This is a genomic window from Methylocystis sp., assembly GCF_051061225.1.
Lineage (GTDB): Bacteria > Pseudomonadota > Alphaproteobacteria > Rhizobiales > Beijerinckiaceae > Methylocystis.
Genome location: NZ_JBPFEB010000127.1, coordinates 15,821 through 41,343, shown reverse-complemented (window position 1 = coordinate 41,343; position 25,523 = coordinate 15,821). Strand labels below are relative to the sequence as shown.

The window sequence follows — 25,523 nt, the reverse complement described above, 5'->3', positions numbered from 1 at the left end:
TCGTCTCCTGGAGACAGGGGGGCGCCGAGGGCAGCGGCGTCTCCCTTCCCCCGGGAGGCGGGACCTTGGAACAACCGGCGGCGCGCTTCGTTGCGTCGGCGCGGGCAGGGGCGATTTTGCGGGGCTGGCGCGACGGTGTAAACGAAACGCCGTTTCCAGCCCGCACCAAGGACGCTCCATGCTGCCGAAACCCGTTTCAGCCTTAAGCTCCAACACATTTGAATATGAGCAGAAGCCGCTCGTGAAGCCCACGGGCTTCCGCGAGTATGACGCGCGCTGGCTGTTTGGTCCGGAGCTCAATCTGATGGGCGTGCAGGCGCTAGGCATGGGCCTCGGCACGCTGATCCACGAAATGGGCGTCGCGCCCGACCTTGTCACCGGCCACGACTATCGCTCCTATTCAAGCTCCATCAAGCTTGCGCTGGTGGCGGGGCTGATGGCCTCCGGCGTGCGCGTGCGCGACATCGGTCTCGCGCTCTCTCCCATGGCCTATTTCGCGCAGTTCGAACTCGACGCCCCCGCCGTGGCGATGGTCACGGCCTCGCACAATGACAATGGCTGGACCGGCGTGAAAATGGGCGCCCAGCGCCCTGTGACCTTCGGACCCGACGAGATGAGCCGGCTGAAGGAAATCGTTCTCTCCGGAAAATTCCGTGAGGCCGGCGGCGGCTCCTATCGCTACATCGAGAATTTCGGCGCGCGCTATCTCGACGATCTGACGCGGCGGCCGAATTTCGCGCGCAAGATGAAGGTCATCGCCGCATGCGGCAATGGCACCGCCGGCGCCTTCGCGCCGGCGATGCTCGAGCGGCTGGGCTGCGAGGTCATCCCGCTCGACGTCGAGCCGGATTACAATTTTCCGCGCTACAATCCCAATCCCGAAGACATGGAAATGCTGCACGCCATCGCGCACAAGGTGCGCGAAACTGGCGCGGACGTGGGGCTGGGATTCGACGGCGACGGCGACCGCTGCGGCGTCGTCGACAATCAGGGCAATGAAATCTTCGCCGACAAAATCGGCGTGATGCTGGCCCGCGACCTCTCGAAAGTCTACCCCGGCGCGAAATTCGTGGTGGATGTGAAATCCACCGGACTCTTCGCGACGGACCCCGACCTCCTAAGCCGCAATGTCTATACCGATTACTGGAAGACCGGCCACTCCTACATCAAGCGGCGCGTCAACGATCTCGGCGCGCTCGCGGGCTTCGAGAAATCCGGTCACTTCTTCTTCAACACGCCCGTCGGGCGCGGCTATGACGATGGCCTGCTGACGGCGGTGCATATTCTCGAGATGCTGGATCGCAATCCCGGCAAGAGCATGTCGGATTTGTACAGCGAACTGCCGAAGACCTGGGGTTCGCCCACCATGTCGCCGCATTGCGACGACGAGAAGAAATACGATGTCGTCAAACGCGTGACCGCGCACATCGAAGGGATGAAGGCGCGCGGCGAGATGCTGCTCGGCCAGCCGATCCGCGACGTGGTGACGGTCAATGGCGTGCGCGTGACGGTCGCGGACGGCACATGGGGCCTGGTGCGCGCCTCGTCCAACAAGCCGGACCTGGTCGTCGTGGTGGAAAGCCCCGCGTCGGAAGCGCGCATGCGCGAGATGTTCGCGGCGGTCGATGCAATCTTGCGCCAGAATCCCGAAGTCGGCGCGTATAACCAGACAATCTGACCCAGAGAGGGGCTGGCGGCCCTCCGGCCGCCGGCGCCTTCTCAGGAAGGCATCCAGGGACAGGTCACCGCGGCGCCTGTCGTCTTGTTCTGTATGTGGGCAGGCGAATAGGTGTTGCGGTTCTGGGCGTGGCCGGCTCGGAAGCTCGTCGATGTCGCCGACTGGCCCCAACTGAAAAGCCCGTAGCCGAAGGGAGACGTATAATCATAGCGCACATGGGTGACGATGATGTAGCGATCCTTGCTCAGATCCCAGGTGGCCATCTTGACATATTCGCTCGCCAGGGAATTTGGTCCGTCTAATCCGGCGGAGAGCGATGTGCTGCATTGAAGGTAATTCAGACCATTCTGGTTGGCGCGCCACACCAGGCGGGGATCATATGAGTAAGAGAGCATCACTGTGCCGCCATTGGAAACAACCTTCGACGTCAAGCTCAACCGGAGTTCATAAATATCAATATGCAAGTTCGCCGCCGGCAAGGGGCTGATGAGAAACTCGGCCGCCTTGAAGAGTTCGGCGACGTCAGCATCGGTCATCGCTGCCTGACCAATGGCATCGCCGCCAGACGATTTTTGCGCCGCGAGATCCGCGATCGTATCCGCGACGAGTTCGATCCTGTGGGTCTCCTGCATCCGTTCGGTCAGCGCGCCCATGCCGAACATGAGGGTCAGCAGGAATGGCAGGATCAGCGCAAATTCGACCGCTGCAATGCCGCGCTCATCCTTCAACCTTTCGATGCGCCAGCGGCTAGGACGAATCCTGGCCGGCACAGGCAGGTATAACAGCCAACTCATGACGCAGGCTCCACGCGAAACGCCGCTTTGCCATAGGGATAGTAGGTCGTCGAATCTTTTGAGAACTTCCCCAGGACGGTCTTGAGGTTGAGGAAAATCGGCGGCGCCTTGTAAATGATGATGACGGTTCCGATCTGGTCCGGCGCGGGCAGCGCTGTCGCCGCCGTCGACGTTCCTGCGCTTGCGAGCGTCTGAAGTGTGGCCGCGGACACACTGACGCTGGCGCTGCTGGCGGCCCAGGTCGCGGCCGAGGATATGACGACAACCACCTTGCTGCAGTCGAACATTGAACTCAGCGTGCCAGGGCTCCGCGAGCCGCTTCCCGAGGTGCAGACATAAGCATCCTGAAACTGCTTCGGCGTCGTTCCCGACGCCACGGCGCTCACGCGGAGCTTTCGGCTCGCGTTCTCCGCGACGTTTTGAAGCTGCGCCGCGCGGAAATATGCGAGACCATCCTCGATGATCCCACCCACCAGCAGCATGAAGGGAATGATGAGGATCGAGAATTCAACAACCGTGACCCCGCTTCGGTCCGCGAGAAATGTGCAGACGCGGCGCCATCCCTTGCGCCGATCGCGAGAGGTGAGGTTGAACGCGTACATGTTACATCCATCCGTCGCCGCAGGCCATTGAACACTCAATCGTCGTTCTGACGGGAGCGCCATTCCTCAGAGAGTCTATTTGGAGTTCATCGCAGACTCATGCGCCTTTGCGGCGGATATGGCGTTTTGGGAATAGGCCGCATCATCTCCGAGATCGACGGTCGTGACGCATTTCGGGTTGCACGAGAGCGACTCGCGATGGACGCCGCGCTGAACGAGAACCTTGTCGTTGGCCGGAACCACCGTGACGATCGATTCGCCGACCTGTTGTCCCGAACGGTCGAGCACGATCAGATTGGTCGTTCCGAAGCTTTTTCCGGTGATGACGAACAACTGGTTGCCCTTGACCATGCTGACGTCCGCGACAAGCGGATTGCCGATCACGAGAGTCTGGGTGCCTTCGGGAAGCCTGACAAGGCGCGCATAATCGAGAACGACCCTGATTGTCCGATCATCGGCGGCAGCAGGCTGTGCAAGGCCGGAGACGGTCAGCGCAAGAAACAGAGCCGCTCGGCTGAGAGACAGGTGATGACTCATGTGTTTCTCCATCCAAGACCGCCGCAGGCGGGTACGTTCATCGTCGCCGAACTCATTCCCCGCTCCCACAATGTCGAAGCAAAATACACAGCAAGTCGTGAATGATTGCTGAAATTCACGCGCGCAAGAACGTCCTTGTCTGCATTGGCGTTGAGTTGACGAAATATCTAGAATGGACTGCTAGTTATCATTCGAGCACGACTACTGCGACTACGACTTTCGATTGTAGAATCGCGTTTTGTGCACGGTTTGATTGATGAAAAAGACTCTGTGTCGTCGTTGATCAACGAGTTTGAAAGATTTCGGCCCTAGTGTCCTGATCATTCGTCTGAGCTGAGCGATTCAGGTCGGCGAGAGTGCAACACAGTTCGGAGCTGGACCATGAAGAATTTTTTTGCGCGCTTCATAAAGGATGAAGCGGGCGCGACCGCGATCGAATACGGCCTGATTGCCGCCCTGATTGGCGTGGTGATCATCCTGGGTGTGAAGAAGCTCGGCACGACGCTGTCCGCGACCTTCGACAAGGTTGCCGGCAACCTCTGAGCGAGGCGCCTGATCCGGAGACGCAGCGATTGGCGGCCCGCTGGGGCCGCCAACTTTTTATCAAGAGGCGCGTCTGCTTCTCGATTTTGGAAACAGGCGACGACCACGCAACCATGTTGCAGCGCGGCCTCACGCCGTCAGGAGAGCACGCATGCTTCAGAATCTGGCATTGATTCTGTTCCCGGCGATGATGGCGTTCGCCGCTGTTTCGGATCTTCTGACCATGACGATTCCGAACAAGATTTCGCTCGTGCTGGTTGCGGCTTATTTCATTCTCGCGGCATGGCTTGGGACCCCCTGGGACGCCGTCGCGCTTCATGTCGGCGCGGGACTGTGCGTGCTGGCCCTCACGCTCCTCGCCTATCTGCCGGGCTGGATTGGCGGCGGCGACGCAAAACTCGCTGCGGCGACCGCGCTCTGGATTGGCTGGGAAAATCTTGTCGATTACGGCATTCTCGCCTCATTGGCGGGAGGCGGCGTGACGCTCATTGTCCTCGCCATCGGCTGGCTGGATTTCTACGAGTATTTTCGCGCATTCCCTTTTGCACGGTTGCTGGCGAGAAAATTCAATTGCGTGCCTTACGGAATCGCGCTGGCGATTGGCGGTCTCCTCATCTATCCGCACACTGAGATGTGGCGTGGGCTCGCCGCCTTGTGAGGCTGCACAGCAGGGCGACGCACGCGGGCGCAGAATGTGTTTTGTCGACAGGGAAAGACAAGCGCCCGAGACAGTTTAGTAAGGTTTTCATCTGATCGGCGTCATTTGTAAAAGGCAATTAACCCTAATTTGACCTTTCGCTGCTGATATACCTTTACGGCCAAGGTCTGGCTGGTTCGGAATATCTGCGCGATGAACAGAGCACAGCTTATAGTTCTGGGGATCGCCGTCGCGGCTGGCGGCGGCGCCTTCATGATGATGAACGGAGACGAGGGCCAGAAGGCGGGCGTTCAGGTCTCCGCGACGCCCGTCAATCTCGATCAGGTGCTCATCGCCACGCACGATCTGTCCTATGGCGCCTCACTTTCGGGCGAAGACGTCAAATGGCAGGATTGGCCGAAGGAGGCCGCTCCGGCCGGCGCCATCCTGAAAAGCGCGGAGGCGAAGGCGCCGGAGGAGCTGAAGGGCTCCTATGTGCGCATTCCGATCGCAGCCGGCGAGCCTGTGCGGAAAGAGCGACTCGTGAAGGGCGTCTCCGCCGGATTGATGTCGACCATGCTGCCTTCCGGCAAGCGCGCCGTCGCGATCGACGTTTCGACCAACAACACGGCGGGCGGATTCATTCTGCCAAACGACCGGGTCGACGTCATCCGCACCTTTCGTGATCCTGCCGCAACACAGATGACAGGAGGCGAAATGCTGAGCTCGGAGGTTGTTCTGACCAATGTGCGCGTGCTCGCCATGGGTCAGACGATCGAGAAAAAGGGAACCGAGCCGGTTGTGACGGGCTCGACGGCGACCCTCGAACTCACGCCGAGACAGGCGGAGCGCATTGTGCTCGCGCAAAAGACCGGCCAACTGACGTTGATGCTGCGCGCGATCACCGATGCGCAGCAGAACGCGCAGTCGGAGGAAGACGCTTCATCCGATGGCGACTCGCTGACTGTCGTCAAGCACGGCGTGGCGATGAACTATCGGGCCAAATGACGCGCACGATGGCCTCGTTACGTCAAAACTCAAATGTCTCGGCCGGAGCGCCTTCCATGATATCCAGAAAATCGCAGTTCATCGGCTTTGCGATGGTTGCGGCTGCGGCCGTCCTGGACGGCGGAGCCGGCGCCGTGCGCGCGGAGGCGCCCGGTGGCGTGGAAAACCAGAACGAAGCGCTGCTGTCGCGGCGCATTTCGCTGGGCGCCGGCAAGACCGTCATCGTCGACTTGCCGAGAGACGTCGCCGAAGTCATCGTCGGCAATCCCAAGATCGCCGACGCGATCGTGAGAACGCCCCGCAAGATCTATGTGATGGCGGCGGAGGCGGGCCAAACCACCATCATCGGACTCGACTCCGCGGGCCGGCAGATCGCGAATCTCGAGATCAGCGTCGGACGCGATGTCGGAGAGCTGATGCCGCTGCTGAAGGCGGCGCTTCCGCAATCCAACATTACCGCGCGGACCGTGAACGAGGTGATCATTCTGACGGGTGAAGTGGCGTCCGCGGGAGAGGCGAAACGGGCGGTCGACATCGCCAAGGGATTTGCCGCGCGCGTGGCGGGCGGCGCGCCCGGCGACGCCGCGTCGGCTGGTTCGAGCGGCGGAAATGTCGTCAATGCTCTCTCCATTCGCGGCGAGTCGCAGGTCATGTTGAAAGTGACCGTCGCCGAAGTCGAGCGCAAGGTGATCAAGCAGCTCGGGCTGTCCGCCCAGGCCGGCGGCAATACATTGCTGAGCGGGGGCTGGGGAAAGCTGGTTTCGGAGAATCCCTTCTCGGTCAATCCGGTGATGTCCCAGAGCGCGCTGATGGTGAATGGCGTCAACAACACCAATGCGACGCTGAAGGCGTACGAGCGCTATGGCGTGACGCGCATTCTCGCCGAACCGACCGTCACCGCGATTTCCGGCGAACAGGCGAAGCTTCTCGTTGGCGGCGAAATTCCCGTGCCCGGCTCGGGCGGCTGCACCTTTTCGTCCAATGGCGCCGCGCCGGTCTGTACCCCGGGCATCACCTTCAAGCCTTACGGCGTCTCGCTCAACTTCACTCCGGTGGTTCTGTCCGAGGGACGCATTTCCTTGCGCCTTGCCGCCGAGGTCACCGAGGTCGATCTGCAGAACAGCTTCGCCTACAACAATGTCAGCGTTCCGGGGTTCAAGTCCCGCAAGAACGAAACCACCGTCGAGCTTCCCTCCGGCGCCACCATCGCGACGGCCGGTCTCATCACGCAAAGGTCCACGCAGGCGATCACCGGCCTTCCGGGCTTGCTCAATCTTCCCGTGCTCGGCGCGCTGTTCCGGTCGCGCGACTACCAACGCAACGAGACGGAACTGCTCGTGGTGGTCACGCCCTATGTCGCGCGCACGCTGACGCAGCAGGAAATTTCCCGGCCGGATGACGGCTTCGCCGACGCATCCGATCCGCAGGCGTGGTTGCTGGGACGCGTCAATCGCATCTACGCCGCCCGCAACAATCCGCAGATGATGCAGAACTTCAAGGGCCGGATCGGCTTCATTCACGACTGACGCGCGACCGCGCGAGGGACAACGCTGATGTGCACCAAGATTGCTGCAATTTCGTGCAGCCCGCTTCGACTGGGCCGCGTGCTTGCCCTGATGATGGCCGCGCCGCTTGCCGCCTGCGGCACGCCGCGCGCGCTGCCGCCGCCCGTCACGCCCTACGATTATCGCGACCGCCATCCGGTCGTGCTTGCGGAGGCGCCGCAGGTTCTCGATCTTCTGCCGTCGGTGGCGGGAGACCGTGTTGACAATGAGACCATGGGCCGCATCCGTGAATTCGTGGCGCGCTATCGGGCCTTCGGTCACGGCAAGGTCACCCTTCTGGTTCCTGTTGGCAGCGAATCGGCAAAGACCACGGCGGTGACGGCGCCGGCTGTCAGACGCGCGCTCGCGGCCGCGGGTCTCGGCGGAAACATCCTGGTTGGCGATTATACCGTCGTCGACACGCGACTGGCGGCGCCCATTCGGCTTTCGTTTCAATCGCTGAAGGCGAAAGTCGCCAACCGGTGCGGAGAATGGCCGCGATCTCGCCTCCGGCTCTTCGCTCGATGGATGGCGGAATGAGAGCTACTGGAATTTCGGTTGCGCGGAGCAGGCGACGCTTTCGGCGCAAATCGCGGACCCGCGCGATCTGCTCAACCCGCGCGGCCAAACGCCTTCGGACATAGAGATGCGCATGCGCGGCATCGACAAGCTGCGCAGAGGGGAAGACCCGAGCACGGTCTGGCGGCTCAAGGGTTCAGCCATCAGCAATGTGGGAGCCGAGTAATGGCGGACGCGTCACCTCATCTGGGCGCAAGCGACGGCGCGAACCTCATTCCGCCTGTCCCGCGGATTTCGATCCAGAGCTTCTGCGAGTCGGTCGACGTCGCCGCGGTTGTCGAGGAAGCGGCGCGGGATCGGCGCCTCAGCAAGGCGCATGTGAAGACGCATATGGGCGGCGTTCCCGCGGCCATCGAGGCCTTTCGCTCGGCGCCGACTCCAAACCTCATCGTGCTGGAGACCTATTCCGATCGCAGCGTTCTGGTCCAGCAACTGGAGAGTCTGGCGGAGTTTTGCGACCCCGGAACAAAAGTCATGGTGATCGGCCATGAGAACGACATCGGCCTGTACCGCGACCTGATCTCGCGGGGGGTGAGCGATTACGTCGTCGCGCCGATCGATCCGCTCGGCTTCATCGCGCAGATTTCGCATCTCTACCACTCTGCTGGCGGCGAGACGATCGGGCGATTGATCGCGGTCGTCGGCGCGAAGGGCGGCGTCGGGGCGTCGACTCTGGCGCATAATATCGCATGGTCGATTTCGCGGCAGCTCGAACTTCAAACAGTCGTCGCCGATCTCGATCTGGCTTTTGGAACGGCGGGGCTGGATTTCAATCAGGACCCGCCTCAGGGAATCGCCGAGGCGGTGTTTTCACCCGAGCGGCTCGATATGAACTTCATCGACCGGCTGCTGTCGAAGTGCAGCGATACGCTGAGCATCCTCGCGGCGCCAGTGACGGTCGATCGCGCCTATGACCTTGCCGAACACACTTATGACGGCCTCTGCGACATCTTGCGGTCGACGGCGCCTTGCGTGGTTCTGGACGTTCCGCATCAGTGGTGCGGATGGACGAAGCGTGTGCTCGTCGGCGCGGACGAAGTGGTGCTGGTGGCGGCGCCCGATCTTGCGAATTTGCGCAATGCGAAGACAATCATGGATTCGCTGCGCGCGCTGCGCGCGAACGACCGGCCGCCCCGTGTGATCATCAATATGACCGGCGTGCCCAAGCGGCCCGAAATTCCAATTGCGGATTTCGCCAAGGCCATGGAAATCGAGCCGATCGGGATCATCCCCTTCGACCCGAAGCTGTTCGGCTCCGCCACGAACAACGGTCAGATGCTCGCCGAGGTCGACGGCTCGTCGAAGATCGTCGAGATGTTCGACGACATGGGCAGGCAGTTGATGGGGCGCAGCGGACCCCGGCGGGCGAAGAAGACTCTGCTGGAGTCGCTTCGGCGTCTTGGCGGTCTCAAGGCGAGTTGATGTGACAGGTTGAACGGGTAGGGAAAAATGTTCGGAAAGCGTACGAACGTCGGGGAAGCGCCTGCCCGCGTGCAGCCGGCGGCGCCCGTCGCCGCCCCAGCAAAGCCTCAAGCTCCTTTTCAGTCGGCCCAGGGCCAGGCTCCGGCGCCGCCGGAACCGGTCGAGACGAAGAAGTCCGACGAGTATTATGTCACCAAGAGCGTGATCTTCGGCGCGCTGATCGAGGCGATCGATCTCGCTCAGCTTTCCAAGCTCGAGCCGGAGACGGCGCGGGAAGAAATTCGCGACATTGTCAGCGAAATCATCTCCATCAAGAATGTCGTGATGTCGATCGCGGAGCAGGAAGAGCTGCTCGACGACATTTGCAATGACGTTCTGGGATACGGTCCATTGGAGCCATTGCTCGCGCGTGACGACATCGCGGATATCATGGTCAACGGGGCCTTCAAGACCTATATCGAAGTCGCCGGCAAGATCCAGCTCACCAATATTCGCTTTCGCGACAATGCGCAGCTCATGAACATCTGCCAGCGCATCGTGTCGCAGGTCGGCCGCCGCGTCGACGACTCGTCTCCCATCTGCGACGCGCGTCTTCTCGACGGCTCGCGCGTCAACGTCATCGCGCCGCCGCTGGCGATTGACGGGCCGGCGCTCACCATTCGAAAGTTCAAGAAGGACAAGCTGACGCTCGATCAGCTCATCCGCTTCGGCGCGATTTCGCCCGAGGGCGGCGAGGTGCTGAAGATCATCGGCCGTGTCCGCTGCAACGTGCTGATTTCCGGAGGCACCGGCTCCGGCAAGACGACGCTGCTGAATTGCATGACCAATTACATCGAGAGCGACGAGCGCGTGATCACATGCGAAGACGCCGCCGAACTCCAGCTCCAGCAGCCGCATGTGGTTCGCCTTGAAACGCGCCCGCCCAATCTCGAAGGGCAGGGCGCCATCACCATGCGCGATCTCGTCAAGAACTGTCTGCGCATGCGCCCCGAGCGCATCATCGTCGGCGAGGTGCGCGGCCCCGAGGCTTTCGATCTGCTGCAAGCGATGAACACGGGCCACGACGGGTCCATGGGAACACTGCACGCCAATTCGCCGCGCGAGGCGCTCGGCCGTCTCGAATCCATGATCACGATGGGCGGCTTTTCGCTGCCGGCGAAAACGATCCGGGACATGATCGTTTCATCCGTGGATGTCATCATCCAGGCGGCGCGCCTGCGCGACGGCTCGCGTCGCATCACGCATATCACGGAAGTGCTTGGCCTCGAGGGCGAGGTTGTCACCATGCAGGACCTCTTCGTCTATGAAATTCTCGGCGAGGACGCCAATGGGAAGATCATCGGCCGACATCGTTCGACAGGGATCGGCCGACCGCGTTTCTGGGAGCGCGCACGTTATTACGGCGAAGACGTGCGGCTCGGCGCGGCGTTGGACGCTTCGGAAGCCCAGAGCGGATAAGGCGAGCAGAGGGCGACATGGAAAAGCAGTTGATAGGGGTGGCGCTCATCGCGCTTTGCGCGGCGGGCGCCGGCTATGTTTTCGTCTATCCCTATCTGTCCGGCGAGAGACAGGCCCAGAAGCGCCAGGCCGCGCTGATTTCGGCGGGACCCGGGCGGCAGGCGTCGAAGAGCGTCGATCAGGCGAAGCGGCGCAAGGCGCTCGCGGACAGTCTGAACGAGGTCGGCAACAAGAAGAAGACCGTCGATCTGGGGCAACGCATCGAGCAGGCTGGCCTCGATTGGTCAAAGGCGTCCTTTCTCCTGGCGTCGGCCGTCATCGGCCTGGCGCTGGGAGGAATCGGCTTCGTGCTCACTCTGAAGCCGCTGGTGGCGGGCGGCGGCCTGCTCGTTGGCGCGTTCGGTCTGCCCAACTGGATTCTCGCCTATCTTCGCAACAGGCGCACGAAGAAATTCATCGAGGAGTTTCCCGGCGCCATCGACATCATCGTGCGCGGCGTGAGAGCCGGCTTGCCCTTGGGAGACTGCTTTCGGGTGGTCGCGAACGAAACGCAGGACCCCGTCCGGCAGGAGTTCAAGAAGATCGTCGACGCTCAGGCCGTCGGAATGACGATGGCGGAAGCCGTGGAGCGCTTCGCGGCGAGCGTGCCTGTCGCCGAAGTGGCTTTCTTCGCCATCGTGATCAGCCTGCAACAGAAGGCGGGCGGCAATCTGTCCGAAACGTTGTCGAACCTGTCAGCGGTCCTTCGCGACCGAAAGAAGATGAAGGAGAAGGTGAAGGCCATTTCGTCCGAAGCGAAAGCCTCGGCAAGCATCATCGGCTCTCTGCCTTTCCTTGTCGGCGGCGTTGTCTACCTGACGAGCCCGGATTACATCATGGTGCTGTTCAGCACGTCGACGGGCAACATGATCCTCGCCGGCTGTCTGTTCTGGATGGGGATCGGGATCTTCATCATGCGCCAGATGATCAATTTCGAAGTCTAGTCCGCGCGAGCGCTTGAGGGCAGGGCATGGAAGACATTCTCCAGGAGGCGATGACCACGAAATTCGCTGTCAGCGCGCTGACAGCGATTGCGGTCGTGGCGACGATCATCACCATGGCGCTGCCGTTTTTCGGCGACGACAAGCTGTCCAAGCGCATGAAAAGCGTGTCGAACGAGCGCGAACGCATTCGGCAACGCGAGCGCGCCCTGCAGCAGAAGCAGCAGAGCAAGACGCTCCGGACCCAACCCAAAACCTACATGAAGAACATCGTCGAGAGGTTTTCGCTCTCACGATGGTTGAACACCGACGATGCGCGGATGCTGCTGGCCTCGGCGGGCTATCGCGGCTCGCAGGCGGAAATCGGCTTTCTGTTCGCCCGCGCGGCGGCGCCGATCGGCTTCGTGATCGGCACGATCGCCTATTTCTATTTCTTCGAGGAGCCCGGCGGCGATCTGTTCGTCGAGGGCGGCGCCTGCGTCGCGGCCGCTCTCGCGGGCATGAAGGCGCCCGAGCTTTATCTGAAGAACGCGACCAGCAAGCGGCAGGCGTCGATCCGCCGGGCCTTTCCCGATGCGCTCGATCTGATGCTGATCTGCGTGGAATCGGGGATGTCGATCGAACTCGCGTTCAAGAAGGTCGGACAGGAAACCGGCTCCCAGTCCGTGCCGCTCGCGGAGGAATGCGCGCTTGCGACGGCGGAGCTGTCGTTTCTGCCGGACCGCCGCCAGGCCTATGCGAATCTCGCCGCGCGAACGGGGCTCGACATTGTGCGACAGGTGGCGACAGTGCTGAACCAGTCGGAGAAATACGGCACGCCGCTTGGTCAGGCGCTGCGCATGACCGCGCGTGAGAGCCGGGAAACGCGCATGATCGAAGCGGAGAAGACAGCGGCGTCGCTGCCACCGAAGCTGACCGTGCCGATGATCATTTTCTTCCTGCCGGTGCTGATGGTGGTCGTCATGTCTCCTGCCGCGCTCCAGATCATGGCGCTGTCCTGAACGCGCACCCAACGCGCACCCGCGCGCACATGGGGGCCGTCTCGACAGGCGGGATGTCATCCGCCATGTAGGGGCATGAACGGAAACGCCACAGACGACATTCGCGCCTGCCTGCGGTTTTACACGCGGCTCCCGATCCGCCCGGGAGCCGACGGCCATGCGATGCCGGATTTCTCCAGAGTGTGCTGGGCGACGCCCGTCGCCGGCGCCGTGGTCGGCGCGATCGGCGGCGGCGCTCTCCTTCTCGGCGCGTCGCTGAAGCTTCCCGCACTTGTCTGCGCGACGGCGGCGATCGGCGCCTGTGTGATCGTCACCGGCGCCCTGCACGAAGACGGCCTTGCTGATGTCGCGGATGGTTTTGGCGGCGGCGTCACCCGCGAGCAGAAGCTCGCCATCATGCGCGACAGCCGCCTCGGCTCCTATGGCGCGCTGGCGCTGTGCCTTTCCACTCTGCTGCGCGTCTGCGCCCTGGCGGCGCTGCTTCAGAGCGGAGTACTGTTTGCAGCGCTTGGGCTGATCGGCGCCTCGGCGTTGTCGCGCGCTGTCGGGCTCATTCCTCTGGTGCGCCTTCGTCCGGCGCGCAGCGACGGGGCCGGTTCTTCGGCGGCGACGCCCTCGCCGTCGTCGCTGCGGGTTGCGTTCTACATCGGCGTGGCGCTGGCGCTGGCGCCCGCGCTGGGCGCGGCGTCGCTGGCGCAGGCGGTTGTCGGCGTCATGGCGTCCGTCGCAGCGGGCGCCGCCGTCGCCAGCTTCGCCGAGCGCCAGATTGGCGGCTATACGGGCGATGTGCTCGGCGCGGCGCAACAGGCGGCCGAGATCGCCGTGCTGACGGCGTTGTCCGCGGCCTGAGGACCTGAGCGGTCGGGCTCGACGTCCCGCATGCGCGCCATGGCCAAGGCGACCTCCTGCACCGCTCCGACGAGAACCTCCGGACCCGCGCCGGGCCGGACAGCCTCCAGCGCCAGCCGGCGGCGGAAGCTCCGCGCGCCGGGAAGACCCGCGAACAGGCCGAGCATATGGCGCGTGATGTTGGAAAGCTTTTCGCCCCGCGTGAGTTCGCGTTCGATATAGGGCAGGAAAGCCTCGACCGCCGCGAAACAATCGGCGTAGGGCGCGGGCGCGCCGAAGACGTCCGGATCGACCGACAGCAGCAGGCAGGGATCGTGGTAGGCGGCGCGGCCGACCATCACGCCGTCCAGCACCGTCAGTTGCTCCCGCATCTCGTCGAGAGTCGTCAATCCGCCGTTGATCGCGATCGGCGTTTCCGGAAAGGCGCGCTTCAGCCGATGCACGAGCGGATAGTCGAGCGGCGGAATATCGCGGTTTTCCTTCGGCGAGAGCCCTTTCAGCCAGGCCTTTCGCGCATGGACGAACAGGGCGTCGACGCCCGCCCCGACGCAATGCTCGGCCATGTCGAAGAGCGCCTGTTCGGGCTCCTGATCGTCGACGCCGATGCGGCATTTCACCGTGACGGGCAGGGCGACCGCGTCCTTCATCGCCCGCACGCAATCGGCGACAAGGTCGGGCCGCAACATGAGGCAGGCCCCGAAGGCGCCGTTCTGAACGCGGTCAGACGGGCAGCCGACGTTGAGGTTGATCTCGCTGTAGCCGTACTCTTCCACGATCCTGGCGGCGCGCGCCAGATCGCCGGGGTCCGAGCCGCCGAGCTGGAGGGCGACGGGCTGTTCGAAGGCGTCGAAACCCATCAGGCGGTCGCGCTTGCCATGGATCACCGCGCCGGTCGTCAGCATCTCCGTATAGAGACGGGCGCGGCGGGTCAGCAGCCGATGGAAAGACCGACAATGCCTGTCGGTCCAATCGAGCATCGGTGCAACTGCAAAACGTATGTCGCTGGATTTTAAGAGTTTCTCTTTCATATCAGCGTCTTGCGTCTCGCTCTTGGCTGTCTCATTTTCGCTTCTCGATCCCTATTTTCTACTATTTCTTCCCGACTTACGAAAAATTTAGTAGATATCAGAGCCCTTTTCGTAGGTCGGGTGGAGCCATGGGGAGCATTATACCGCGCAAGCGCAAGGACGGGTCCACGGTTTATGGAGCCCAGATCGTCGTCTATAGGGACGGCAAGATTGCGCACCGGGAGTCCAAGACTTTCGACAGGCGGCAGGCAGCCAAGATTTGGATCGACAAGCGTGAAGCGGCTCTCGCTGAGCCCGGCGGGGTCGATGCGGCGAAGCTCGGCATCGCCACCAACATAACCTTATCCGAGGCTATAGACAAATACCTGGCCGAGAGCCGCAAGAGCATGGGCCGAACGAAGACTCAGGTTCTAAAGGCCCTGAAAGAGTTCCCGATCGCCAGCAGCAAATGTGCCGACATCAAGAGCCACCACCTCGTCGATTTGGCTAAGCAGCTCATGGAGGCACGGTCTCCTCAGACCGTCGAGAATTACATGAGCCACCTTCGGGCGGTGTTCGCCGTCGCGAAACCGGCGTGGAACGTCGAGCTTGACCGAGAGGCGATAGCCGACGCCCGGATCGTCACCAAGCGGATGGGCTACACGTCGAAATCCAGAGACCGGTCTCGCCGGCCGACCTGCGACGAGATTCAGAAAATTATGGAGCGGTTCAGGTTGAAGCGGTGGGTCCATAAGACCACCCCGCCCATGCATATGATTGTCCCCTTCGCGCTCTTCTCGACCCGCCGGCAGGAGGAGATTTGCCGAATCACATGGGCCGACTTCGACAAGGAGGGCGGCCGAGTTCTGGTCCGCGACATCAAGAACCCGGGGGAAAAGATCGGCAACGACGTCTGGGTTTCCCTGCCTCCCGAGGCTTCCGAGATCGTCTCAATGATGCCGAAGACGGACGATAGGATTTTCCCCTGCAATCATAGGACCGTCAGCGCGTCGTTCACGCGGGCCTGCAAAATTCTCGGCATTGAAGATCTGCATTTTCACGACCTTCGGCACGAGGGGGTCAGCCGCCTCTTCGAGATGGGCTGGAACATCCCGCAGGTCGCGGCGGTGTCCGGCCACAAGAGCTGGATATCGCTGAGGCGATACACCCACATCCGGCAGACGGGCGACAAATGGGCAGGGGATTGGTGGCGCTGAATCAAACAAACCCTAAGGCCCCGTTACTCGACTGAATTCGCCTCGTCCTTTGAGGCGGCTGCCAAATTAGGACGTAGGCAACGCAAAGCATCCTAGAGATCCGAAGGCGTATAGGCCAAAATCTTATGCTTGGAGCCGGACTTGGGTTCCTGAAAGTAAACGATTCCCAAGTCAGCAATGCGCCAATAGCGGACAATGCGGACAGTCTTTCGCGAGTTGAGGAATCCCTTGCCAACTCTTTCCAACGCTCACCCTTCGTGACTCGACGGCATTCTCTGCAGGATTCCCTGCAACGCGGCCAGGTCCACCGGCTTGACGAGATGGTAATCGATGCCCGCCTCGGCGGAGCGGGCGCGGTCTTGCTGTTGGCCAAACCCTGTCGCGGCGATCAGAACAGCCTTTGAGGTCGCCGCCAGGCCGCGCAGTGTTCGCGCCAAGTCATAGCCGCTCATATCCGGCAGGCCGATGTCCAGCACGACGACTTCCGGCGCTTCCCTGGCGGCGGTCTCCAGGGCGCTTTTTCCGTCGAGCGCTTTGAACACTGTGTGGCCCTCCATCTCCAGCAGCAATTTCAGACTGTAAAGTGCATCGCGGTTGTCATCGACCAGGAGGATGCGTCGCGGCGCGATCGGGCCAGACTCGGAAACGCCGTTGTCAGAGACGGCACCGGGTGCATCGGCCGACGCCGCCAGCGGCAGCCGCACGACAAATTCCGCGCCCTTGCCAAGGCCTTCGCTATGGGCCTCTACGGCGCCGCCGTGGAGCTCGACGAGGCGCCTCACCAGCGTCAGACCCAGCCCCAGGCCGCTCACCGGATTTCCGCCGGACGGGTCAACACGCGCAAAGACGTCGAACACGCTTATCAGCGCCTCTGGCGCGAGGCCGACCCCATTATCCGCAACCGAAAGAACTGCGGTGTGGTCCTCCTGTCGCAGGGTGATTCGAATACGCCCATGTTCGGGGGTGTATTTGGCGGCGTTGTCCAGAAGGTTTGAAACGACTTGGACGAGACGCACCTCGTCACCCTCGACTTCGACCGCTCGGGGGCTGAGCAGGAGGGTGAGCTCGTGGCCGCGCGCCTTGATTGCGGAGTCCCGGTTGGTCACAGCTGCGTTGATGATGTCGCGAAGATCGACCCGTCGGGTCTTCAGTTCCAAGCGCCCCGAATTGATCCGGGCGACGTCCAGCAATTCGTCGACGAGCCGGCCCAGGTGCATTATCTGCCGTTCGGAAATGTCCCGGATCCGTCGCAACTCGGGGTCGGGAGGAAGCCGTCTTTCGAAAATCGCCATCGCGTTGACCAGAGGCGCGAGCGGATTACGGAGCTCGTGGCCGAGCATCGCAAGAAACTCGTCCTTGCGCCGGCTCGATTCCCGCAATGCCGCCTCCGCCTCCTGCTGGGCGATCTCCGTCACCTTTCGCTCGGTGACATCGGCGTTCATTCCCACCCACCCGCGCAGCTTTCCGGCGTCGTCTCTCAACGGCACCGCCCGCGCATGAGTCCAGCGCCAGCCGCCCCTCGCATGTCGGACGCGAAACTCCGCTTCGAAGGGCGCCTGCGTCGAGATGCTGTTGCGCCAGCTCTTGATTGTGGCTTCGCGGTCATCCGGATGCACAACGTCGGCCCAGCCACAGCCTCGAAATTGCTCGAACGATTGGCCGGTGAAGGCGCGCCAGCTGGGGGAATCCTCAATGACGTTGCCGTCGGCGTCGGTTGTCCAGACCATCTGTGCCGAGGCGGCGACCAGAGCGCGGAAATTCTCCTCGCTGTTGCGGGTCGCGATCTCTGCGTTCTTCAGCTTGGTGATCTCCACGAAGGTAATCACCACGCCCTGGATCTGATCGGCGGACGAACGGTAGGGATTTATCCGCGTGAGGTACCAGTCGCCCGCTTCGCTCTGGATTTCGTGTTCGATGGGCGTCAGCCTTTCGAGCACGCGCAGGGCGTCCTGTTCGAGCCGATCGTAGCCGAGGCGATGTCGCAATTCCGTGAAGGGACGGCCACGGTCGCTGGCGCGAATGTTGAAAAGCTCGCGGGTGCGTGGCGTTACGCGAAGAATTCTCAGCTCGCGGTCGAGGAACAGCGTCGCGATTTCGGTCGCGGACATCAGGTTCTGCAGATCGCCGGTGAGCTGGCTCAGCTCCTCCACCTTGTGCCGGTTCTCCTGATTGACGGTCTGCAGCTCCTCATTCATGGACTGCAATTCTTCCTTGCCGGTCTCCAGCTCCTCCAGCGTCGAGCGCAGCTCCTCATTGACGGACTGCAACTCCTCATTGGCCGCCCGCATTTCCTCCTGGGACGTTTCATATTGCTCGACGACCGCGCGCAGGCGCTCCCTGGTCGCCTCCAGTTCGGCATGCGCCTCGGCGGCTTCCGGACCGACGGGCGGACGGACATGGCGCTGCATCGGACGCTTCATATTCATCGAAAATCACGAGCTGGAGATTGCTCAGTTCGGGATCCTTCGAGGGCCGAACATGGAAGACAACCTGCTTCGGTTTCCCGTCCAGCTCGATGAGGATCGGGCGCGAGCGATTGCTTTCGCCATGCTCGACCGCCGCATGCAGCGCCGCTCGCAGCTCGATGCGCAGCTCTTCACGCGCCAGACGAAAGACGCTGGCGGAGAGTTCCCCGCCGGGAACCTGCAAATAGCGTCCCGCGTGCTCCGAGGCGTGAACAATCCTAAAATCCTGATCGACGAGCAGGCTCGGCGGCGCGTAACGCTCCACCATCTTCTGATGGAGGGCGCCGTAGCTGCCCGTGGGCTGGGCGCGCAGTCCGGTCATCTCTAACGGGACGGCGCGGCGGAATGTTTGGGGAAACACTGGCAAGCGGGGGTCCGGCGCGGGCACGTTGCGACGGCGATACAAACAGACCTGCTTGTTTTCGACCTGGAACAAGGCCGCCCGGTCGATCGACTCCGACGGCCCAAGCAAAAGCAGTCCGCCGGGATTCAGCGCGTAATGGAAAAGTTCGATCACGTCACTTTGGAGCTCGCGCTGAAGATAAATCAGGAGATTGCGGCAGATGATCATATCGATGCGAGAGAAGGGCGGATCACGCAGAAGGTTATGACTCGCGAACACCACGCGCTCGCGTACGTCCTGGCGGATGCGATAGCTATTGTCGTCCTTGACGAAAAATCGCCTTAGGCGCTCTGCCGACACCGCTTCTTCGATCGTATCCGGGAAAAGGCCCTCTCGCGCTCGACGCAGGGAAGGCTCATGCAGGTCGCTGGCGAAGATCTCGATGTGCGGCGCCTCCGCCTGGCTTCCGGCCTGCTCCAGCAACAGCATGGCGACGCTATAGGCCTCCTCACCGGTCGCGCAGCCGACCGACCAGACGCGGATCCTGTCGGATGCGGTCTTGGCCTTGAACAGCTCGGGAATGACTGCCTTCTGCAGATAATCGAAGACATCGGCGTCGCGGAAAAACTGGGTGACGGTGATGAGAAACTCGTCGGCGAGCGCATTGGCTTCCTTGGGTTCGCTGCGCAGGAACTCCAGATAATCGGCAAGGAACTCCTTCTGATGCAATTGCATGCGCCGGCGGATACGCCGCAGCACCGTCGAGGGCTTGTATTTGGAAAAATCCATAGTAGTGCGCGACCGAACCTGCGCTAAAATGTTTTGCAAGATCTCTTGGTCGGCGGCGGGTGACTGTTCGAGAGCCTCGCCGATCTCCACGCGGGGTTGTGTGGTGGCGAAGCGCAGTATGTGCCAGGGCATGTCACGGATCGGCAGCACAAAGTCGACTTGACCGGTTGCGATCGCGTTCTGGGGCATGGCGTCGAACTGGGCTTCCTTCGGGTCCTGCGCGATCGTGAGCCCACCCTGCTCCTTGATCTTCCTCAGGCCGAAGCTGCCGTCCGCGCCAGTGCCCGACAGAATGATCCCAACGCTGCGGTGGCCGTGCGTGTTGGCCAAGGTCTCGAAGAAATGGTCGATCGGCGCACGTCCCTCGTGGTTCTCCTCAATTTTGGAGAGGCGCAGGTGGCTGTCTATGGTCGAGAGATTGCAGCCCGGCGGAATCACATAGATATGGTTCGGCTCGATCTCCTGATCTTCGGTTACCTGAGAGACCGGCATCGAGGAAAAAGGCTGTAGCACCTCGGCCATGGCGCTCGGCTGGCCGGCGCGCAGGTGAACGATGATGACAAAAGCGAAGCCGTTGTCATTTGGCAGAGCCAACAGCAGGTTCTTCAGCGCTTCGAGCCCGCCCGCGGAGGCGCCAATGCCCACAAGCATCGAAAGCGAAGACTCAGGTTCGGGCATCATGCCCCCTATAAATGGCCAAGATCATCCATAACATACGTAGCGGCGTACTTGGCGCGGGCGAACAAAGTCAAAAGCGTGTCAATCTGATTCTCTCGCTCACGCTAAAAGGGTGAACGGGCAAACGACCGCTTGGGGTCAAAAGCCGCCGAGCTGGTTGCGATCCTGCTGGAGAACGAGATGTCCGATGCGGAGGGATTACGTACCTTTTGGCGTTGGTCCAGAATGTTCGATAATCCAAAGTTATCGGACACACTCCCACCCCGTCTGGTGCGGCGCTTAAAGCATAAAGAGCGGCCATAAAGCGCCGTCTCGCTTGAGAGAAAGAGCGGCGCAATCGGCGACGACTCGCAATACCTGGACGAATTCGAACTCGGGACCTCCGGCGTGACAGGCGCGGAATGTCTCTCGAAATCGAGGGTCTGAGAGTCGAGCCGGTTAATATGCAAGCCCAAGAAGCGACCTAGGTATCGATACTAGTAGCTTACCCCGCCCGACCTCGCTTGCTCAAGAAAAAGCGCCGCTTGCGGCGCTTTTCGTATTGCGAGAATAGGTTTTTCATTGCTTGTATAAAATAAATGGGGTTCCAGCAACATTAAGATCATTCGAGAAATTCGTCATAGTGAGCATATTTCCGGATTGAGCTACGGAATAGGCGAATGTATTCGAGCCTGGCGATGCCGAATATGTTCCGCCTATACTAGCAGTATTATACGTGCCCGATAACGTGAGTATGCCTGTGCAAGTTGTTTTATTAAAAACATTCGAGCTTACCTGGCTCGTGCTAGTCCCTGCCGCGCCATACGCTGTAACAATCGTTTGCGCAGCTATCGTTCCGTTCGATACATATTGTTGAAATCCTGAACTTAGCGGTGAGGCGGCGGTTGGATTAGACGCTCCCTTGGTGATAACATTGAAAGAACCAGCAGGTATTGAAGTGCTCGTCGCCGTAGCGAACGTCAATTTCCAGGTTGTCGCAGCTGTTACAAGCGTCGAGCTTGTACCTCCGGTGGGTGTTCCAACGAATTCACCACCTCCTCCTCCCACATACGTCGCTGCGGATGGGACAGTACATGCAGCATGGGCGGCGAGAGGAAAAATGCAAAGCGCGCAAGATAGAAAGATCTTCGAGAACCTCATGTGATTTTCCCCCAGCGTCCAGATAAATTACGACCCATGATTCAGCATTTCTTCCAGCGTTCATGGGGTGAACACTCGGAACGATAAACTGGGCTCCAATCGACGTCGTCTCCCAAATGGGGGATGCGCCTGGGGCGAGGGCAGTTAAATTTACTCTCGTAATGACAAAGGCTTTTCAGACGGGAGGGGCCTAACAAGCCTCTCCCTTTTTTCTTGACACATTATGCTGTCTCATAGCTTGGGTTTCATTGGTATCTTCGTTTGAGCTGCCAGCAGCGCGGCGAGCTGTGACTGCCGCTCTGCGCCCGTTTTGGCGAAGATGGATTTGACTTGGCTGCGAACCGTCCCGACGGCGACACTATGCTGCTCAGCGATTTCGTCTAGGGTCAGCCCTTCAGCGACGCGGCCGGCTACCCTCGCCTCGGCTGCGGTCAAATCAAACAAACCTTGGATAATCGCCCTGGGGGGAGCACTGGCAGTGGCGAGCGGTGTGATCGCCAACACCGCAAACCCGCCATCGAACAGATCGCGCGCTTGGCCCGTTGCTGGAACTAGGTGTACAACGACCGGCGTCTCTGCTGCGCCTTTGGCCGGAAATGAGCAGGTCGGGTTTGCAGCGGGATCGCGCATGTCTACCAAGGCGCGCATGAGGAGGGTGTTGGCCCCCGAGTCCACAAGCGCCAACCGGTCCTTGGGTAGCCAAGTCAGGTACGAAGTCATCTCTTCGATGAGGGAGTTGGTCGCAAGGACCTTCCCGTCGGCCGCTACAATGGCCGCAGGCAACCCTATCAATGCCAGAGCCTCGGCGGCTGCTCGCAGCCGCTGTAGGCGCCACCGCGCGGCAAGGAGACCAGCGCGCGCGAGATGGGGACGAAAAGCATCGAGGCGAGCGATGTCCTTACGTTCGAAGGGCTCCTTTCCGATGCGACGGTTGAATTGTACCACGACTAGATCACCAGTAGGCACAGGGATCGCCGTCGCGGCACAATGATGGAGGCCAAGTGGCTCACACCACTCCGTCATGATTGTATCCCTGAGCCACTCCTGTTCAGTAAAGGCTTCCTGCTCGGCGACAAACCCCGCGCGATCAGCGGCAACGAGCCGGGCAGTTGCTTGGCTTCGCAAAGTGCCACTAGTCATCCACACGTCAGTCTCTTGCCCCGTCATTGCAGGAGAAGCGCGCCAGCCCGTCCAGGCATCCGCCCGACGCGTGAGGATGACACCACCGGCGGAATCCGCCGCACCAGCTAATTCGTGGATGACTTGCGACCATAAGTCGGCGTCAACAGCGGCTTCGTAGATCCGATCAACGACGGATTCGTGGTCCCGCATGGAGTGAAACCCTCACAGGGCAATGCGGCTAAGCTTTGGTCATTGTGAACTCGACCGCTGCAGCCGGGCGTCTAAATTCAGAGGTAACACGATCAAAAATATATTAAATAAGCGAAACCGCAACCGGGTATAAAGTCATGCTCAGCGCAATGCAGCCGGAACACATGAGGCGTTTCAGCGCGCAGCTAAGGGCGCAGCTCTTCAAATCTAGCCGTGACCTCCAGTTGCTCATCGCTGAGATTGAAGCTGAAAATATCGAGCTTCGACGCCGCCTCGGGGAGACAAACGACAACTCGGCCCAGTCCTCGCTAGTTAGCAAGCTCTCGCCGGCGGGCCGCGCTGAGTTCAATGGGTGTCGGCGCGCACTTAAGGGTGAGTCTGACGAACAGAAGCTGGTTGCTGCGCTCGAGATGTTTTTTCGATCAAGCGCCCGCAACCTCGCGAGATGATATTTAGAGCATACCCCAAGCCGGAGTCGCGCATTCAGCCGTATTTTCTGAAATTTTAAAAAATGTAGCTTGCAGCCGGCGATTCTCATGAGCCGCTCCACCGCCGTGTTTCAGGCAGGATGATTTTCGCCGAGCGAGTCAAACGATTTGCCAAAGCGTTGATGTAGAGCGCTCAATGAGCGACACGATCGGCGCTTTGGGGAGTTTGTCGCCGATTGGCCAGTCATGGCTGCCCAAAAGCATGAATAGAACGAATATACCTTTTTCTATATTGACACCGGAATCCTGAACTGAAGGAGTCCCGGACGACATCCATTCAGTCATTTTACGGGTTTCTCCTTACTGCTTATTTCCAAGTATTGCTGCGCGTCGTCTCCAGATAAACATGATCAGGTAGGGGACCGGACACCGGGCTTCTATCGGACAGAAATGGAGAACGACTATGAAAATGCTTCTCATTTCCTCTGCTTTCGCCCTGAGCGCCAGCGCTGCCTTCGCGCATCAGCCGCCGCCCCCGCCGCCGCCGACCACGCCCACCCAATCCATCACCGCGACCATCTCGAACACCAACGCCGCCGTCGCGAACCAGGCGCAGACGGCGACCGCCACCGGCATCGGTTCCATGGGAACCGGCTCGGGAATCGGCGTTGGCGTCGTCGTTCAGGACGCCCACCAGGCGAACTTGGCGGCGCAGTATGTCACGAACCAGATCGCCGGTGGCAACAACTTTAACTACTAAGCGGCGTAGGCGTCCTGAGAAGCAATGTCGTGACGGCATTTCTTGCCGCCACGGCCAACGGGCAGGGAAATGCTCGCGGGCCTTGGCTGCGAGGCAATACGCCTCGCAGCCAAGGCAAAATGCTTTTCATCCACTCGAGCCGCAAGGGCCTGATCGGAGGCCACGCTATTGAACGGCGCCACAGAGGATTTTCACCTTCACGCCGCCCCGCTCCACAGAGATGCACGGCGGCTTCGTTACGCCTCTTGATCCCCGCAAGATGCTTTTTGGCTGAAGGGCGAGAGACGAGCAAGATCCGGCCAGGCGATATTTTCCAACAGTCCTCATTACCCTGGCGGGAATCGAATCGGCAGGTTGTCACGTTTTCGTCGAACCGCACGGATTGCCGCAGCACATCCATCGAATACCAAACGGCCGCGCCGGACTGAGGGTCCGACACGGCCATCTTGATTAAGTGTCTTCGAGACGAAAGGTGACTGTCGCTCAGGGAGCGAAGTGCTGAGAAAGAATATTCCCTATGAACTGCTGGGCGTTGGCGGTCTGGCCACCGTACTGTCCAACGACGCCCACTCCCGTGCCGCCCATGAGGCCGATGCCGAGCGCGACGCCTGTCTGCACTTGGATTGGGAGCGCCACATTAATCGAGGTCGGAACATTGATCTGGGGCGAGCCAATGCTGGTCGAGCCAGCATAGGCTGTGCCTACTGTCGCAGTGAAAACTGCAAGGGAGACGAGAAATTTCTTCATGGTCCGATCCTCCGACTTCTCGGCCGAAGTCCGTCGGGGCGGCCTTCGACAAGTGGTATTATTTTGACGGTCGAAGCAAAAGGATACCTGTAAAAAAGGACTAACACCAAAGTATACGGGGTGCGCGGATCATGGGGCCCCTGAGATGAAAGGCAAGTCCGTTCCAATCTGCATGATGTTCGCGATGGTATGATACCGTGCTGCGAGAAGCGTCAGATCCTGGCAGACCGCTAGCGCTCATTGCCTTTGGATGCCTGCTTTGAATAAACCAGCGTTACGGCTTAGCTCAAAAGGCGAGGTCGCGGCGCCTGACTTTGACGAAGCAAGCTCAAATCTCCCAAAGGCCTTTCCAAGCTCAGAGCGTCGATTGTTTCTGGCCTGGAAATATTATTTCTGGTTTGTCGCAATCGGTATTTGACTGTGACATATAAGTCTCGCGGTCGCTTTATTGGTCTTTGGTAGCTCGCGCTAACTGGCAAATTCGAAGATACGATTGCACACTGGCCCTCGAACGCTTGAGCTGATTTCCACACTTAAGCGAGCAATGGCCATGAGCATGGCTTTGCAGATTTCTTAATCGGGCTGTTCTTTGCGCACTCGTCTGCTCGCATCGCTGATCGTCTGTGTAGCTCTGCTGGCACAGTTCGTTGCGTCCCTCTGGGGTGCGGCGGAAGCGCGTGAGGGCCCGCTCGGATGCCACAAGACCTACGCTTGGTCCGCGACCGTCGATGCCAAACAATCAGCCGACACGAGCCAACAGACGCCGGCGCAGACGCCGTCGGGGCATGACCATGCCACCTGCTCGCTTTGCCAGCTTGGCTTCAGCGTCGTTCAAAGCGAGGCGCCGGATATCGAAACGCGGGTCCTGGCGCATGAGTCTGTCAAGCTCGACGAACCTCAGGCCCCCGCACCGATTTCCGTTTTGAATTACAGCGCGCCCGCACGCGGGTCTCCTTCCCAGGCCTGATCCCAATAGAAGCCAGGG

The 25,523-nt window shown here is 60.8% G+C and carries 23 protein-coding genes; 14 read left to right on the top strand and 9 right to left on the bottom strand.

Annotation, left to right across the window (positions count from 1 at the left end; translation table 11 throughout):
* The first annotated feature begins 178 nt into the window (after window positions 1-178).
* A complete protein-coding gene (locus ACR652_RS21355; protein WP_434508490.1) occupies window positions 179-1,678 on the top strand; it encodes a phosphomannomutase/phosphoglucomutase in 1,500 nt (499 codons plus the stop codon).
* 41 nt (window positions 1,679-1,719) lie between these two features.
* On the opposite strand, the gene ACR652_RS21350 is transcribed toward ACR652_RS21355, so the two are convergent.
* The 3 genes from ACR652_RS21350 to ACR652_RS21340 all read right to left on the bottom strand — a co-directional run bounded on the left by ACR652_RS21350 (window position 1,720) and on the right by ACR652_RS21340 (window position 3,611).
* Window positions 1,720-2,472, bottom strand: a complete 753-nt coding sequence (locus ACR652_RS21350) for a TadE/TadG family type IV pilus assembly protein (RefSeq protein WP_434508489.1) — start codon at window positions 2,470-2,472, stop codon at window positions 1,720-1,722.
* The gene (locus ACR652_RS21345; protein ID WP_434508488.1) at window positions 2,469-3,074 is read right to left on the bottom strand and encodes a TadE/TadG family type IV pilus assembly protein; all 606 of its coding nucleotides are present in this window, start codon (window positions 3,072-3,074) and stop codon (window positions 2,469-2,471) included. The genes ACR652_RS21350 and ACR652_RS21345 overlap by 4 nt, the downstream gene beginning before the upstream one ends.
* 75 nt (window positions 3,075-3,149) lie before the next feature.
* Window positions 3,150-3,611, bottom strand: a complete 462-nt coding sequence (locus ACR652_RS21340) for a pilus assembly protein N-terminal domain-containing protein (RefSeq protein WP_434508487.1) — start codon at window positions 3,609-3,611, stop codon at window positions 3,150-3,152.
* A 381-nt stretch (window positions 3,612-3,992) separates the two neighbouring features.
* Here ACR652_RS21340 and ACR652_RS21335 point away from each other — a divergent pair, with 381 nt between their 5' ends.
* The 10 genes from ACR652_RS21335 (at window position 3,993) to cobS (ending at window position 13,632) form a co-directional block, all read left to right on the top strand.
* Window positions 3,993-4,154: a Flp family type IVb pilin gene (locus ACR652_RS21335; protein ID WP_434508486.1), complete on the top strand. Its 162-nt coding sequence runs from the start codon at window positions 3,993-3,995 to the stop codon at window positions 4,152-4,154.
* A gap of 151 nt (window positions 4,155-4,305) precedes the next feature.
* Window positions 4,306-4,812 carry an A24 family peptidase gene (locus ACR652_RS21330; RefSeq protein ID WP_434508485.1) on the top strand — a complete coding sequence of 169 codons (507 nt, stop codon included), beginning with the start codon at window positions 4,306-4,308 and terminating at the stop codon, window positions 4,810-4,812.
* A gap of 192 nt (window positions 4,813-5,004) precedes the next feature.
* Entirely contained in the window at window positions 5,005-5,799 is a 795-nt protein-coding gene (gene cpaB, locus ACR652_RS21325) for a Flp pilus assembly protein CpaB (RefSeq protein ID WP_434508484.1), read from the top strand.
* Window positions 5,800-5,855: 56 nt separating this feature from the next.
* Window positions 5,856-7,325, top strand: coding sequence for a type II and III secretion system protein family protein (locus ACR652_RS21320; protein ID WP_434508483.1), 1,470 nt, complete (start codon window positions 5,856-5,858; stop codon window positions 7,323-7,325).
* Between the two features lie 27 nt (window positions 7,326-7,352).
* On the top strand, window positions 7,353-7,883 hold the full coding sequence (locus ACR652_RS21315; RefSeq protein WP_434508482.1) for a CpaD family pilus assembly lipoprotein: 531 nt from the start codon (window positions 7,353-7,355) through the stop codon (window positions 7,881-7,883).
* A gap of 204 nt (window positions 7,884-8,087) precedes the next feature.
* Window positions 8,088-9,344 (top strand): AAA family ATPase, encoded by a 1,257-nt coding sequence (locus ACR652_RS21310; RefSeq protein ID WP_434508481.1) that lies wholly within the window; start codon window positions 8,088-8,090, stop codon window positions 9,342-9,344.
* Window positions 9,345-9,371: 27 nt separating this feature from the next.
* Window positions 9,372-10,802 (top strand): CpaF family protein, encoded by a 1,431-nt coding sequence (locus tag ACR652_RS21305; protein WP_434508480.1) that lies wholly within the window; start codon window positions 9,372-9,374, stop codon window positions 10,800-10,802.
* A gap of 17 nt (window positions 10,803-10,819) precedes the next feature.
* The gene (locus ACR652_RS21300) at window positions 10,820-11,785 is read left to right on the top strand and encodes a type II secretion system F family protein (RefSeq protein ID WP_434508479.1); all 966 of its coding nucleotides are present in this window, start codon (window positions 10,820-10,822) and stop codon (window positions 11,783-11,785) included.
* Window positions 11,786-11,811: 26 nt separating this feature from the next.
* Complete coding sequence (locus ACR652_RS21295; RefSeq protein ID WP_434508478.1) at window positions 11,812-12,783, top strand: type II secretion system F family protein; 972 nt, start codon at window positions 11,812-11,814, stop codon at window positions 12,781-12,783.
* A gap of 75 nt (window positions 12,784-12,858) precedes the next feature.
* Window positions 12,859-13,632, top strand: a complete 774-nt coding sequence (gene cobS / locus ACR652_RS21290) for an adenosylcobinamide-GDP ribazoletransferase (protein WP_434508477.1) — start codon at window positions 12,859-12,861, stop codon at window positions 13,630-13,632.
* Here cobS and dusA read toward each other — a convergent pair.
* The gene (dusA, locus tag ACR652_RS21285) at window positions 13,557-14,609 is read right to left on the bottom strand and encodes a tRNA dihydrouridine(20/20a) synthase DusA (protein WP_434508476.1); all 1,053 of its coding nucleotides are present in this window, start codon (window positions 14,607-14,609) and stop codon (window positions 13,557-13,559) included. The genes cobS and dusA overlap by 76 nt on opposite strands.
* A 179-nt stretch (window positions 14,610-14,788) precedes the next feature.
* Between dusA and ACR652_RS21280 the strand changes: the two genes are divergently transcribed.
* Window positions 14,789-15,856 (top strand): tyrosine-type recombinase/integrase, encoded by a 1,068-nt coding sequence (locus tag ACR652_RS21280; RefSeq protein ID WP_434508576.1) that lies wholly within the window; start codon window positions 14,789-14,791, stop codon window positions 15,854-15,856.
* A 248-nt stretch (window positions 15,857-16,104) separates the two neighbouring features.
* Here the strand turns inward: ACR652_RS21280 and ACR652_RS21275 are convergent, their stop codons facing one another.
* From ACR652_RS21275 to ACR652_RS21260, 4 genes are all read right to left on the bottom strand, one after another.
* Window positions 16,105-18,264, bottom strand: a complete 2,160-nt coding sequence (locus tag ACR652_RS21275; protein WP_434508475.1) for an ATP-binding protein — start codon at window positions 18,262-18,264, stop codon at window positions 16,105-16,107.
* Window positions 18,161-20,134, bottom strand: coding sequence for a CheR family methyltransferase (locus ACR652_RS21270; RefSeq protein ID WP_434508474.1), 1,974 nt, complete (start codon window positions 20,132-20,134; stop codon window positions 18,161-18,163). The genes ACR652_RS21275 and ACR652_RS21270 overlap by 104 nt, the downstream gene beginning before the upstream one ends.
* A gap of 1,368 nt (window positions 20,135-21,502) precedes the next feature.
* Entirely contained in the window at window positions 21,503-22,603 is a 1,101-nt protein-coding gene (locus ACR652_RS21265; RefSeq protein WP_434508473.1) for a helix-turn-helix transcriptional regulator, read from the bottom strand.
* Window positions 22,604-23,190: 587 nt separating this feature from the next.
* Entirely contained in the window at window positions 23,191-23,376 is a 186-nt protein-coding gene (locus tag ACR652_RS21260) for a hypothetical protein (RefSeq protein WP_434508472.1), read from the bottom strand.
* Between the two features lie 118 nt (window positions 23,377-23,494).
* Between ACR652_RS21260 and ACR652_RS21255 the strand changes: the two genes are divergently transcribed.
* Entirely contained in the window at window positions 23,495-23,791 is a 297-nt protein-coding gene (locus ACR652_RS21255; RefSeq protein ID WP_434508471.1) for a hypothetical protein, read from the top strand.
* 483 nt (window positions 23,792-24,274) lie between these two features.
* Here the strand turns inward: ACR652_RS21255 and ACR652_RS21250 are convergent, their stop codons facing one another.
* Window positions 24,275-24,538 carry a hypothetical protein gene (locus tag ACR652_RS21250; RefSeq protein WP_434508470.1) on the bottom strand — a complete coding sequence of 88 codons (264 nt, stop codon included), beginning with the start codon at window positions 24,536-24,538 and terminating at the stop codon, window positions 24,275-24,277.
* A 589-nt stretch (window positions 24,539-25,127) separates the two neighbouring features.
* Between ACR652_RS21250 and ACR652_RS21245 the strand changes: the two genes are divergently transcribed.
* Window positions 25,128-25,505: a hypothetical protein gene (locus ACR652_RS21245; RefSeq protein WP_434508469.1), complete on the top strand. Its 378-nt coding sequence runs from the start codon at window positions 25,128-25,130 to the stop codon at window positions 25,503-25,505.
* The last annotated feature ends 18 nt before the right edge of the window (window positions 25,506-25,523 follow it).